This window comes from Pseudaeromonas paramecii (genome assembly GCF_039540575.1).
Taxonomy (GTDB): Bacteria; Pseudomonadota; Gammaproteobacteria; order Enterobacterales; family Aeromonadaceae; genus Pseudaeromonas; species Pseudaeromonas paramecii.
In genome coordinates this window covers 141,820-154,093 of sequence record NZ_BAABFC010000010.1, presented here as the reverse complement: position 1 = coordinate 154,093, position 12,274 = coordinate 141,820, and the positions used below count along the sequence as shown (strand labels likewise).

Below are 12,274 nucleotides of genomic sequence, written 5' to 3'. Positions count from 1 at the left end.
AGTTGGATTCAAATGCACATCTCTATCACCGGCAAGATCTGCTTTGTTCTGCTGCTGATATTCTCCTCCGTCCTGCTGGGCACCACGACACTGCAATCCTGGCGGGAGCGCAGCCTGTTGCTGGAGCTCAGCCAAATCCAGATGGGCTACCAGCTTGATCACTACCTCCACGGTATGGATCCGGCCCTGCTCACCGGCAATCCGGCGTTGCGCGATCTGCTGCATCGCCGTCTGCCCGTCCCGCCCCAGGTGGAACTGTTGCGGGTGCTGCGTGCCCCGGCGCTGCCTGGTGAATCACAACCCCGGGAGCGGGCTCAGGACAGTCTGGACAGAACCGCGCTGGCGGGTGAGGCCAGCACTCAGGTGGTAAAGCGCCATGGCAAGACGCTGCTGGTGATGACCCGCCCCATCCTGGCCACAGCCAGCCTGTGCGGTACCGCCTGTCCGCTGGCCGAGGGGCAGGTGCTGGGGGCCCTGCGGCTGGAATACTCGTTGGACACGCAGCTGGACAAGATGGAGCAACACGTGCTGACCCTGGCCCTGTTGCTGAGTCTGCTGTTCGGGGCCGGCTTGCTGCTGGCCATCTACATACTGCGCCGGCAGATAGTCACCCCACTGTCACGCATTCGGCAGACCTTGGATCGCGCCGCCGATCTGGGGATCTGGCAAGAGGTACACATACGTCAGGATGACGAGATTGGGCGACTGGGGGAAAGTGTGGATCACCTGATGCGGCGTCTGGCGGCCGATCAGGGCCACCAGAACAAGGCGCCATAGCCGGCAAGCCCCACCAGGCCGATGATGAGCAACAGCATGTCGTACCAGAGCACCACATCCTCCTGCCGGCGTGCCCGCCGACGGCCCAGTCCCAGGGTCAACAGGCTCAAGAGGACGCAGCCGGCCAATCCCCAGGGCAGTGCTCCCAACCAGGGTTCCAGCCAATCATGCCGGATGGGCAATTGCCAGTAGCGCCACAGGCCAAAATTGGTCTGCGGCCGACCCAGGTGATAGAGCAGCAGCACCAGCAACAAGATCAGCCAGCCCAGGCCACTGCACCACCACAGCAACCGCAGCCAGCCATCCGGCTGATGCCGCCGCTCACGGTAAGGGGGCTCCTCCATCACTCTCTCCCTTTGATGACGTTCTCTGTTACAAGTCTCGCCTCGGCAGGGGAAAACCGGCAAGGCGGCGGCCCATCTTTTGCTTGAGTCCTGCCTGCACCCGGGTAAGATGTTGCGATCCGAAGGCCGGGAAGGCCCCTGGCCAAGATGACAATGTTAAAGAGAGTGTTCAGATGACCCAAGCATCCGTAGCCGACGTACTCAAAGGCAAGTACGCCGTCGGCACCAGCCTGACCGTTCAAGGCTGGATCCGCACCCGTCGAGACTCCAAGGCCGGTATCTCCTTCCTGGCTGTGCACGACGGTTCCTGTTTCGATCCCATCCAGGCCGTGGTGCCCAATCACCTGGAGAATTACGAACAGGATGTGCTGCGGTTGACCACCGGCTGCTCCGTGGCTGTCACCGGCGAAGTGGTGGCCTCCCAGGGCAAGGGCCAGTCCTTTGAGCTGCAAGCCAGCCAGGTGACTGTGATCGGCTGGGTCGAAGATCCGGACACCTACCCCATGGCCGCCAAGCGCCACACCATCGAATACCTGCGCGAACAGGCCCACCTGCGCGCCCGCACCAACCTGATGGGCGCCGTGACCCGGGTGCGCAACTGCCTGGCCCAAGCCATCCACCGCTTCTTCCACGAGCAGGGTTTCTGCTGGGTGGCCACCCCCCTCATCACCGCCTCCGACTGTGAAGGGGCCGGCGAGATGTTCCGCGTCTCCACCCTGGATCTGGAAAACCTGCCCCGCACCGAGGCCGGCAAGGTGGACTACAGCCAGGACTTCTTCGGCAAGGAGGCCTTCCTCACCGTCTCCGGGCAGCTGAACGCCGAAACCTACGCCTGCGCCCTGTCCAAGGTCTATACCTTCGGTCCGACGTTCCGTGCCGAAAATTCCAACACCAGTCGCCACCTGGCGGAATTCTGGATGGTAGAGCCGGAAGTGGCCTTCGCCGATCTGGCCGCCAACGCCAAGCTGGCCGAAGACATGCTCAAGTACGTCTTCAATGCCGTACTGGCCGAACGCCGGGACGATCTGGAATTCTTCGCCGAGCGGGTGGATAAGGACGTACTCAACCGGCTGGAAAAATTTGTCAGCTCCGACTTTGCCCAGGTGGACTACACAGATGCCATCGAGATCCTCAAGGCCTGTGGCCGTGAATTCGAATTCCCGGTGGAATGGGGTATCGATCTCTCCTCCGAACACGAGCGCTACCTGGCTGAAGAGCACTTCCAGGCTCCCGTGGTGGTGAAGAACTATCCCAAGGACATCAAGGCCTTCTACATGCGCTTGAACGATGACGGCAAGACGGTGGCCGCCATGGACGTGCTGGCCCCCGGCATCGGCGAGATCATCGGCGGCTCCCAGCGTGAGGAGCGCCTGGAAGTGCTGGATGCCCGTCTGGCCGAGATGGATCTGAACAAGGAAGATTACTGGTGGTATCGGGATCTGCGTCGCTACGGTACCGTGCCTCATGCCGGCTTCGGCCTGGGCTTCGAGCGGCTGGTGGTCTACGTCACCGGCATGGGCAACGTGCGGGACGTGATCCCCTTCCCCCGCACCCCGCGCACCGCCGAGTTCTAATCAACACCTCGAATGCACAACGCCGCCCTCGGGCGGCGTTGTTGTTTCTACCCGGCAATCCGGACTCGTCACAGATAGCGGACAAACTTGGCGCTATCCAGTGCTCGCCGCGGGCCCGTCACAGCAACCTCCGGCGTTCCCAGGTAGACAAACCCCACTATCTGCTCACCGTCGGCCAGGCCCAGCGCCTGGTGCACATCTGGATCAAACATCACCCAGCCGGAGCGCCAGATGCCGCCAAACCCTTGGGCCTGGGCCGCCATCTGCATGGCCATGGCCGCACAACCGGCGGAGAGTTGCTGCTCCAGCACCGGCACCTTGGGATGGACAATCGCCCGGCTGACCACCACCACCACCAGCGGGGCCCGCAGGGGTGCCTGGCGCAACTTGTCTATCGCCTCAATCCCCTCGCCCCGCCGCTGGGCCGCCTCGGCCAATATCTGGCCCAGCCGCAACCGGCCATCGCCTTCACAGAGGATGAACTGCCAGGGATGCAGACCACCGTGATCCGGCACCGCCAGCGCCGCCTGCAAGATATTCTCCAAGGCTTGGCCCTGGGGTGCGGGGGCCACCAGACGACCACAGGAGTGACGTTCCAACAACAGGCTCAGGCCTTCCATTCGTCCACCTCTATACTCAACAGGTTATCCCTTAACGGGTCTCTACCTTAATCGGCCCGCGCCACTTTGACTACAGGTGCACCATGAAAACCAAGCCCCCTTCCCTGCCGACCGCCCGGCGTCTGGAAACCCAACGCTGGCGCCGTGAGCTGCACCAGCTGTGGCAGCAGCAACCGGGCCGTCTGCTGGCCTTGTTGCGCAACTGGCTCAAAGAGCCGCCCACCAAGCCCTGAGCCGCCAGCAAGCATGGTAATTCCCTCCCCCAGCGACCATAATGGCGGGCCAAGGCTCGTTTCGTGAAGGAAGCTGCTGATGTCATTCCTGTTTCGCCCGATAAAATGGCTGCTGCGCACCGCCTGGCGCCTGCTCAATTTCACCCGAATTCTGCTGATTAACCTCGCCTTTGTGCTGGTGCTGGTGCTGGTCATACTGGCATTGCAACAAGAAAAGCCCACCCCCCCCGTGCCCGAAGGTGCCCTGGTGCTGGATCTGGCGGGACAGCTCGTCGAGCAGGCCAGTTCGCCCTTCGCCGACAATCAGTGGCTCAGCGATCTGATGAGCAATGACTCCCGCCCCCGGGAGCTGGTGCTGGAGGATATCCGCTATGCCCTGGCCAAGGCCAAGACAGATGAAGCCATCAAGGGGGTGGTACTGCAGCTGTCGGATCTGCAGCCCAGTTCGCTGGAAAAACTGCAGCAGCTCACCGCCGCCCTGGATGACTTCCGCCAGGGGGGCAAGCCGGTGGTGGCCATGGGCGACTTCTACAGCCAGAGCCAATATCTGCTGGCGGCCCACGCCGATACGGTATTACTCAATCCTTCCGGGGGCGTGCTGATCCAGGGCATGGAGCGCTACGAACTCTACTTCAAGGAAGCCCTGGCCAAGTTCAACATCACCCCCTACATCTTCCGCACCGGCCGCTACAAATCCTTCGTCGAGCCCTACACCCGGGATGACATGTCGCCGGAGGCCCGCGAAGCCAACGGCCGCTGGCTGAGCCAACTGTGGCAGCAATACGTGGCCGATGTGGCCAAGGCCCGCAAGATACGCCCGGATGCCATCTCACCGGACAAGGGGCAGCTGCTGGCCCGCTTCCGGGCGGCCCAGGGCAATGCCGCCCAATACGCCCTGGATCAGGGACTGGTGGATCAACTGGCCAGCCACACCGAGATGGTGCAACTGGTGGCGCAGTGGGCCGGCGCCAGCCAGGATGAGCCTGGCTTCAAGCACACCAGCCTGCGGGATTATCTGCGTACCTTGCCAGCGCGCTTTGCCGATACAGGCCAGCCCAAGATTGGCCTCATCGTCGCCAGCGGTACCATCCTGAACGGAGAACAGCCGGACGGCAGCATTGGCGGCGAGAGCCTCTCCCGCCTCATTCGTCAGGCCACCAAGGACAAGAATATCAAGGCCCTGGTGCTGCGCATCGACAGTCCCGGCGGCAGCGCCTTTGCCGCCAATCAGATCCGTACCGAGTTGCTGGCCCTCAAACAGGCGGGTAAACCCCTGGTGGTCTCCATGGGTAGCACCGCCGCCTCCGGCGGCTACTGGATAGCTGCCAATGCCGACAAGATCTATGCCGAGCCCAGCACACTGACCGGCTCCATCGGCGTGTTCGGCATGTTTGCCACCTTTGATCAGGCCCTGGCCAAGCTGGGCGTCCATACCGATGGTCTGGGCACCACGGATCAATCCGGCCTCTCGCCCCTGCGGCCCCTGCCGGAACACATACAACAACTGGTACAGATGAATGTGGAAAACACCTACCAGCGCTTCATCAACCTGGTGGCCGAGGGCCGGGGCCTGACGCCGGATGAGGTGGATCAGATTGCCCAGGGACGGGTGTGGAGTGGCGTAGATGCCAAGGCCAACGGCCTGGTGGACGAACTCGGGGATCTGCACGCCGCCGTATCCAGTGCGGCCGAGCTGGCCGAGCTGAGCCACTACGAGTTGCAGCCCATCCAGGCGCCGCTCTCCTCCAAGGAGCGCCTGCTGCGTCAGCTGTTTGATGAGGCCGCTCAGTCCCTGGTGCCCCAGAGCCTGATGCCGCTAGTGAGCCAGTGGTGGCAGAGCCTGGCGCCCCTGACTCAGCTCAACGACCCCATGGGACAGTACGCCCTGTGTGAGTTTTGTACCGCCAACTGACAGACCAATAGATAACCATGACCAACAAGAAGCAGATTTACATTGCCTACACCGGCGGCACCATAGGGATGCAGCACTCAGATCATGGCTACATCCCCCAGCCCGGGTTCATGGAAGATTGTCTGGCACGGATGCCGGAATTTCACCGCCCGGAGATGCCGGCTTACCATATTCACGAATACCAGCCACTCATCGACTCCTCGGACATGACGCCGGCGGACTGGCAGCGGATCGCCGAAGACATCCGGGATCACTATGACGACTACGATGGCTTCGTGGTGCTGCACGGCACGGACACCATGTCCTACACCGCCTCGGCCCTCTCCTTCATGCTGGAGGACTTGAGCAAGCCGGTGATCATCACAGGCTCCCAGATCCCCCTGGCCCAGCTGAGATCCGACGGTCAGCAGAACCTGCTCAACGCCCTCTACCTGGCGGCCCATCACCCCATCCATGAGGTGAGCCTGTTCTTCAACAACCAGCTGTTTCGCGGTAACCGCAGCACCAAGGTGCACGCCGATGGTTTCCAGGCCTTCGACTCGCCGGACTATCCTCCGCTGCTCACCGCCGGTATTCATATCCAACTGGTGGCGGGTAAACCTGGGGAGCCTCACGGCAGGCCCCTGATCCTGCATCCCATCGAGCCGCAGCCCATAGGCGTCATCACCCTGTACCCCGGCATCTCGGCCCAGGTGATCGCCAACGTGCTGCAGCAGCCGGTCAAGGCCCTGATCCTGCTCACCTTCGGAGTGGGCAATGCCCCCCAGCAGCCGGCCATGCTGCAACTGCTCAAAGACGCGGCCAGTCGCGGAGTCATCATCATCAACCTGAGCCAGTGCCTGCGGGGACGGGTCAACATGGAAGGCTATGCCACCGGCAACGCCCTGGCCGAAGCCGGCGTCATTTCGGGGTTTGACATGACCCTGGAGGCCGCCCTGGCCAAGCTGCATTTCCTGCTGAGCCAGCCCTTGAGCCCGGCCCAGATCCGGGCGGCCATGCAGCAAGATTTGCGCGGCGAATTGACCCTTTAATCCGGGTTTTGCCCTGACGCATGGTGAAGCGTCCCGCAAGCGGCAATACTAAACACGACGACACAATTCGGCAGGAGAGAGAAGTTTGCGACAGATATGGATAGCCATGGGCTGTATGGTCGGTCTGCTGGGCGGCTGCAATGAGGACAGAATAGCCAGCATCTGCGAGAAGAATCCGGAGCTATGTGCCGATCTTAATGATGATGGCTATTGCCGCCTGGAACGCAGTAACGTGATTCGCAATCGCTACTACCATCTGCAAGATAACTCGGATATTGGCCTTTATCATCTGATGAAGTCCCTCGAAACCTATCTGGTGTGCATCGAGAAAACAACGCTCATCGAGTATTCCGAGCGCAAGGAGCGCAAGAACAATCGGGTGGAAGGCATGGTGGCTGCTCGCCGGCAGCTGGAGTCCTTGGATGTCCAAACCCGCAACAGTCACGAGCCTCATCTGCTGTTGTGGCATTGGACCAACAATGGCAGCCAGGAAGCCAAGGAGGCCTTCCTGAAACGTCAAGGTAGCCCCCAGCTAGAGGAGCCAGAGCTGCAACTGGCGCTGGCCAATCACTACCGAACCATCGACACCACCAAGTCCATCCAGATACTCCACCATGCGCTGAGTCTGTACCAGGCGGAGGAAGAGGTGGATATCATGATCCCCACCGCCCTCACCAGCCTGTACATGAAACAACAGGCCTATCCTCAGGCCTATCTGTGGGCCCTGGTTACCAATCAGCTACAGGGCAACAAGGGCGGTGGTAAGAGCCCCTACATCCAACTCACCGAGCAACAAAAAGAGGCGTTGGAGAAGCAGGCCGAACAGATCGTGGAGCAGCTGCATGAGGGCAAATATCAGCCCAGCCGCTGAAGTGGTGTCATCGGCAGATAAAAACGGCTCCTTTAGTAGGAGCCGTTTTCTTTCGCCAGAGAGGCCTTGCCCCTCCCGTCACGCTAACATCGCCATCATGGCTGGGTGGACTCCAGGCTCTGTGCCTCAAAGCTCATGGCCACACTGTTGACGCAATACCTCAACCCCGTCAGGGTGGGGCCATCATCAAACACATGGCCGAGATGGGCACCGCACTGGGCACAGCAGATCTCGGTACGCACCATGCCGTGGGAGCGATCCAGATGCCGGACCAGGGCTCCCGGCCGCTCCTTATCGAAGCTAGGCCAGCCACAGCCGGCATCGAACTTGGCATCCGAGTCAAACAAGGCGGCATCACAACAGGCACAGTGATAGATGCCCATGGCACGGTTGTGCAGCAGAGCCCCACTAAACGGGCGCTCGGTACCCTTTTCCCAGCAAACATGGTACTGCTCCGGCGTCAGCTGCGCCTGCCATGCTGCCTTCGACTGCTCTTTCATTCTGGCTCCTTGTAACACATATGTAACAAGCCTAATGAAAGTCGGCGCAAAATAAAACCCGCAGTTACTGTGGACTTGTCGCCGTTCCAGTGGACACGGCCACCCTCGCCTGACGCAACAACTTGATGGAGTGCGCCCGCCCCAGTGCCACCTGCCGCAAAATGTCATCCGGCAGGAAGGGCAGACCGTCGCTGGCCGCCGTATCCACCACCTGCTCCCACTGCATGCCATCCCAGGGCGGCGGCAGGCGGAAGTGAATGTCGTAACCGCTGGCATTAAACAGCGCCACCCAGCGCTCGCCATCCCCCTTCAGATCGCCAATATCCATGACAAACACTTGGGAGATGGGCGTGTTCCAGTCCGCATCCGTGAGCAAACGACCGTCAGGGTGGTACCAGTCTACATGGTGTGATTCGGTCTGCAGTCCGAAATAGTGGTCGTCTATCAGCTTGAGACCAGAGAAAACCGACGAACTCCGCCGCAAGGCAATCATCTGACGGACAAATTCCATCAGCCGCTCGTCTTCCTCCCGCAACTCCCAGCTGAGCCAGCTGATGCGGTTGTCCTGACAGTAGGCGTTGTTGTTGCCCATCTGGGTGCGGCCCAGTTCATCCCCCGCCAGCAGATGGGGGGTACCTTGGGAGAGCAGCAAGGTGGCCAGCAGATTACGTTTTTGCTGCTGGCGCATGTGGCTGATCCGCCGATCCGCCGTGGGCCCCTCAATCCCGTAGTTGGCCGAGAGGTTATGCCCATGGCCATCCCGGTTGTCTTCGGCATTGGCATGATTGTGCCGCTGGTTGTAGGCAACCAGATCCTCCAGGGTAAAGCCGTCATGATAGGTAATGAAATTCACACTGGAGTGGATGGCCCGATAGGACTTGGGAAAAATATCCCGCGAGCCCAGCAGCCGGGTGGCAAAGTCAGCCATGCGGCCGGTATCGCCCCGCCAGAAGGAGCGCACCGTATCCCGGTAGCGGTCGTTGGTCTCCTTCCAGCTGCTGGGAAACTGGCCAAGGCGATAACCGAACGGGCCTATGTCCCAGGGTTCGGCCACCAGCTTGACCTGGCTCAGCACAGGGTCTTGCAGCACGGCCTTGAAGAAGGCGCCCCAGGGGTCAAATTCGTTGCCTTCCCGCGCCACCGTCACCGCCAGATCGAAGCGAAAGCCATCCACCTGCATCAGCTCAACCCAATAGCGCAGGCTGTCCATCACCAGCCGCAGGACGTTGGGATGATCCACATTGAAGCTGTTGCCACAACCGGTGACATTGACGTGGCGTTCGTAATCCGGGCCATGGGCACCACTTTCGAACATGTAGTAGTTGCGATTGTCGAACCCCTTGTAGCAGAGCAGCGGTCCGCCAAATCCGCCTTCGGCGGTGTGGTTGTACACCACATCCAGGATCACCTCGATGCCGGCCTTGTGCAGCTCGCGCACCAGAGTCTTGAACTCCTGCACCCCATCCATCACGGCGTAACGGGGATCCGGCGCCATGAAGCAGACGGGGTTATAGCCCCAGTAATTGGTCAGCCCAAGATCCTTAAGCCGCGGTTCGCTCATGAAGCTGGCCACCGGCATCAACTGCACCGTGGTGATCCCCAGCTTTTGCAGATGCCGGATCACCGCAGGATGACAGAATCCCAGGTACTTGCCGCGCCAGGCCTCCGGCACCTCGGGATGCAGTTGGGTAAAGCCCTTGACGTGGGCCTCATAGAGGATGGTTTGACAATCGCTGTGTCTGGGTTTTGCGCTGCCCTGCCAGTCGAAGGCGGCGTCATCCACCACCAGTGATTTGCTCATCATGGCGGCGCTGTCCCCCTCATAGGCCTTGGCATCCCAGACGAGGGGGCGAGAAAGGGCCTTGGCGTAAGGATCCAGCAACAGCTTGTGCTCGTCAAACAGGCCACCGGGCAGTGCCGCCGTCGGCCCCTTGACGCGATAGCCATAAGCCTGTCCCGCCTTGACTCCTTCCACATAGCCAAACCAATAGGGTCCCTTGCGCTCCTTGAGACTGAAGCGTGCCAGCTCCTGCTCTGCCTGATCGAACAGGCAGAGGATCACGGCCGACGCCTCCGGCGCCCAGACGGCGAAATTGCATCCCTTAGGATCAAGAGAGGCCCCTAGTGGGGCCTCAGATCCTGGTTTCAGCGTGAACGGTTCGTTCATGCATCAATCCCCAATCCGTTTGATAAACACTGTGGCCAACGGTGGTAGATTAAGCACTATGCTGCAGGGTTGTCCATGCATGGCGTCTTCCTGAGCCGTAAATTGCAGGCCTCCCAGGTCCACATTGCTGCCCCAGTAGTACTCGCTGTCGGTGTTGAGCACCACTTGGTACTGGCCGGTTTGGGGGACCCCCAGCCGGTAATCCGTCCGCGGTACCGGCGTCATGTTGCACACCACCAGCATGAACTCATCTCCCGCCTTGTTGCGACGCAACATGGGGAAGATGCTGTTGGCACTGTCGCCATGATCCAGCCAGGTGAAGCCGCCTCGCTGATAGTCCGCCTCATACAAGGCCGGCTCCTGGCGATAGAGATGGTTCAGGTCCCGGATCAGGGCGCGCTGGCCGGCATGCTTGCCAAACTCCAGCAGCCACCAGTTCAGTTGGGCGTCGTGATTCCATTCGGAGGACTGGGCAAACTCGGTGCCCATGAAGTTGAGCTTCTTGCCGGGATGGGCGTACATGAAGCCCATGTAGGCCCGCAAGTTGGCCGCCTGCTGCCACTCGTCCCCCGGCATCTTGTACAGCATGGAATGCTTGCCGTGTACCACCTCGTCGTGGGACAGGGAGAGAATGAAGTTCTCGTCATAGTGATACACCATGGAGAAGGTCATCTCGTTGTGATGGTACTTGCGGTGGATGGGATCCTCTTTCATGTACTGGAGGGTGTCATGCATCCAGCCCATGTTCCACTTGAAACCAAACCCCAGGCCGCCGGTGAAGGTGGGCCGGGAGACCCCGGCAAAGGCGGTGGACTCTTCGGCAATGGTCATGGCGTGGGGATAGTGCTTGTACACCTCCTCGTTGAACCAGCGCAGCAGGCTGATGGCTTCCAGGTTGTGATTGCCGCCGTAGATGTTCGGCACCCACTCGCCATCCTCACGGGAGTAATCCCAATAGAGCATGGAGGCCACCGCATCCACCCGCAGGCCATCAATGTGGAAGTGATCCAGCCAGTACAGGGCACTGGCCACCAGGAACTGGCGCACGTTGTCCCGGCCAAAGTCGTAGATGTAGGAATTCCAATCCGGATGCCAGCCGCGGCGCGGATCCTCGTACTCGTACAAGGGCGTACCGTCGAAACGGGCCAGACCATGGGAGTCGGACGGGAAGTGCGCCGGCACCCAGTCCAGGATCACGCCTATCCCCGCCAGGTGGCACTGATCGACGAAATACTTGAAGTCATCCGGCGAGCCGAAGCGGCTGGTGGCGGCAAACATGCCCACCGGCTGGTAACCCCAGGAACCGGAGAAGGGATGCTCGGAGACCGGCATCAGCTCGATATGGGTGTAGCCCATGTCCTTGATGTAGGGGATCAGGCTCTCGGCCATCTCGCGGTAGCTCAAGTGCGTACCGTCATCGTGCCGCTTCCAGGAGCCAAAATGCAGCTCATAGATGGAGATGGGTTGCTCCAGCTTGTCATTGAGCTGGCTGGCCTGCCAGGCCGCATCCTGCCACTGGTACTGACCATGATCGAACACCACGGAGGCAAAGGAGGGGTACTGATCGGCATAGAAGCCCACCGGATCCGCTTTGTGAGGCAAGGTGTTGCCCAACGGATCCTTGAGCTCATATTTGTATTTGTCCCCAGCCTGCAAGCCCGGCACAAACAGCACCCAGTGACCACACAGACTGCGCTGCATCGGATGGCGCCGACCATCCCAATGGTTAAAATCACCGATCAGGCTGACGGCCTTGGCACTGGGGGCATAGACGGCAAAACGCACGCCGCTCACCATCACGCCATCGACCTGTAACTCCACCAATTGCGCGCCCAGGGTGCGATAAAGATTGGCAGCCTGATGGGTCATCTCCGCCAGGCCCGCATAGGCCTCATCACGGAACTGATAAGGGTCTATCAGCGTCTGTTCAGCCTTGGCGTACTGCACCGCCAGGCGATAGTGAAATGCCGAGCTCTGCTGCGAAAAGCTCGCCTCAAACAGGCCAGCCTTATCGACACAGGTCATGGGCACAGAAGCCATGGCGGAGTCGAAGGGCTGTACCTCTACGGCCACCGCATCCGGCAACCAGACCCGCAACAGCAATTCGCCTGTGGCACCCGCCACCCATCCCAGATGCTCAAATGGCCGTCCACAACTGGCCTTGGTCAATTCTTTAACAAGCATGCCATTACCCTTGTAAAAGCCGAGACCGGCCCGACTCACGCCAGGCCGGTCTCGTGGTTAG

General features: G+C 60.7%; 11 protein-coding genes. 6 read left to right on the top strand and 5 right to left on the bottom strand.

Annotation, left to right across the window (positions count from 1 at the left end; all coding sequences use genetic code 11):
* Positions 1–12 precede the first annotated feature (12 nt).
* Positions 13–777, top strand: a complete 765-nt coding sequence (locus tag ABD847_RS07950) for a HAMP domain-containing protein (RefSeq protein ID WP_345011744.1) — start codon at positions 13–15, stop codon at positions 775–777.
* Here ABD847_RS07950 and ABD847_RS07945 read toward each other — a convergent pair.
* Positions 750–1,121 (bottom strand): hypothetical protein, encoded by a 372-nt coding sequence (locus ABD847_RS07945; RefSeq protein ID WP_345011742.1) that lies wholly within the window; start codon positions 1,119–1,121, stop codon positions 750–752. The two genes, ABD847_RS07950 and ABD847_RS07945, sit on opposite strands and share 28 nt — an antisense overlap.
* A gap of 173 nt (positions 1,122–1,294) precedes the next feature.
* Between ABD847_RS07945 and asnS the strand changes: the two genes are divergently transcribed.
* Entirely contained in the window at positions 1,295–2,695 is a 1,401-nt protein-coding gene (asnS, locus tag ABD847_RS07940; RefSeq protein ID WP_345011740.1) for an asparagine--tRNA ligase, read from the top strand.
* A gap of 68 nt (positions 2,696–2,763) precedes the next feature.
* Here asnS and ABD847_RS07935 read toward each other — a convergent pair whose 3' ends face one another.
* Positions 2,764–3,315 carry an NAD(P)H nitroreductase gene (locus ABD847_RS07935; RefSeq protein ID WP_345011738.1) on the bottom strand — a complete coding sequence of 184 codons (552 nt, stop codon included), beginning with the start codon at positions 3,313–3,315 and terminating at the stop codon, positions 2,764–2,766.
* Between the two features lie 83 nt (positions 3,316–3,398).
* Between ABD847_RS07935 and ABD847_RS07930 the strand changes: the two genes are divergently transcribed.
* The 4 genes from ABD847_RS07930 to ABD847_RS07915 all read left to right on the top strand — a co-directional run bounded on the left by ABD847_RS07930 (position 3,399) and on the right by ABD847_RS07915 (position 7,362).
* Positions 3,399–3,548 carry a hypothetical protein gene (locus tag ABD847_RS07930; protein ID WP_345011736.1) on the top strand — a complete coding sequence of 50 codons (150 nt, stop codon included), beginning with the start codon at positions 3,399–3,401 and terminating at the stop codon, positions 3,546–3,548.
* Positions 3,549–3,627: 79 nt separating this feature from the next.
* Positions 3,628–5,460: a signal peptide peptidase SppA gene (gene sppA / locus ABD847_RS07925; RefSeq protein ID WP_345011734.1), complete on the top strand. Its 1,833-nt coding sequence runs from the start codon at positions 3,628–3,630 to the stop codon at positions 5,458–5,460.
* A 17-nt stretch (positions 5,461–5,477) separates the two neighbouring features.
* Positions 5,478–6,491, top strand: a complete 1,014-nt coding sequence (ansA, locus tag ABD847_RS07920; RefSeq protein WP_345011732.1) for an asparaginase — start codon at positions 5,478–5,480, stop codon at positions 6,489–6,491.
* Positions 6,492–6,576: 85 nt separating this feature from the next.
* Positions 6,577–7,362: a DUF2989 domain-containing protein gene (locus tag ABD847_RS07915; protein ID WP_345011730.1), complete on the top strand. Its 786-nt coding sequence runs from the start codon at positions 6,577–6,579 to the stop codon at positions 7,360–7,362.
* A gap of 95 nt (positions 7,363–7,457) precedes the next feature.
* On the opposite strand, the gene msrB is transcribed toward ABD847_RS07915, so the two are convergent.
* From msrB to glgB, 3 genes are all read right to left on the bottom strand, one after another.
* The gene (gene msrB, locus ABD847_RS07910; protein WP_345011728.1) at positions 7,458–7,862 is read right to left on the bottom strand and encodes a peptide-methionine (R)-S-oxide reductase MsrB; all 405 of its coding nucleotides are present in this window, start codon (positions 7,860–7,862) and stop codon (positions 7,458–7,460) included.
* Positions 7,863–7,926: 64 nt separating this feature from the next.
* The gene (gene glgX, locus ABD847_RS07905) at positions 7,927–10,029 is read right to left on the bottom strand and encodes a glycogen debranching protein GlgX (RefSeq protein ID WP_345011726.1); all 2,103 of its coding nucleotides are present in this window, start codon (positions 10,027–10,029) and stop codon (positions 7,927–7,929) included.
* A 3-nt stretch (positions 10,030–10,032) separates the two neighbouring features.
* Positions 10,033–12,213 carry a 1,4-alpha-glucan branching protein GlgB gene (gene glgB, locus ABD847_RS07900; RefSeq protein WP_345011724.1) on the bottom strand — a complete coding sequence of 727 codons (2,181 nt, stop codon included), beginning with the start codon at positions 12,211–12,213 and terminating at the stop codon, positions 10,033–10,035.
* Positions 12,214–12,274 lie beyond the last annotated feature (61 nt).

What these genes read in the sequence shown, in the direction of transcription:
- ABD847_RS07950 (WP_345011744.1), top strand. Translation starts at nt 13, where the DNA reads ATGCACATCTCTATCACCGGCAAGATCTGCTTTGTTCTGCTGCTGATA.
- ABD847_RS07945 (WP_345011742.1), bottom strand. Translation starts at nt 1,121, where the DNA reads ATGGAGGAGCCCCCTTACCGTGAGCGGCGGCATCAGCCGGATGGCTGG.
- asnS (WP_345011740.1), top strand. Translation starts at nt 1,295, where the DNA reads ATGACCCAAGCATCCGTAGCCGACGTACTCAAAGGCAAGTACGCCGTC.
- ABD847_RS07935 (WP_345011738.1), bottom strand. Translation starts at nt 3,315, where the DNA reads ATGGAAGGCCTGAGCCTGTTGTTGGAACGTCACTCCTGTGGTCGTCTG.
- ABD847_RS07930 (WP_345011736.1), top strand. Translation starts at nt 3,399, where the DNA reads ATGAAAACCAAGCCCCCTTCCCTGCCGACCGCCCGGCGTCTGGAAACC.
- sppA (WP_345011734.1), top strand. Translation starts at nt 3,628, where the DNA reads ATGTCATTCCTGTTTCGCCCGATAAAATGGCTGCTGCGCACCGCCTGG.
- ansA (WP_345011732.1), top strand. Translation starts at nt 5,478, where the DNA reads ATGACCAACAAGAAGCAGATTTACATTGCCTACACCGGCGGCACCATA.
- msrB (WP_345011728.1), bottom strand. Translation starts at nt 7,862, where the DNA reads ATGAAAGAGCAGTCGAAGGCAGCATGGCAGGCGCAGCTGACGCCGGAG.
- glgX (WP_345011726.1), bottom strand. Translation starts at nt 10,029, where the DNA reads ATGAACGAACCGTTCACGCTGAAACCAGGATCTGAGGCCCCACTAGGG.
- glgB (WP_345011724.1), bottom strand. Translation starts at nt 12,213, where the DNA reads ATGCTTGTTAAAGAATTGACCAAGGCCAGTTGTGGACGGCCATTTGAG.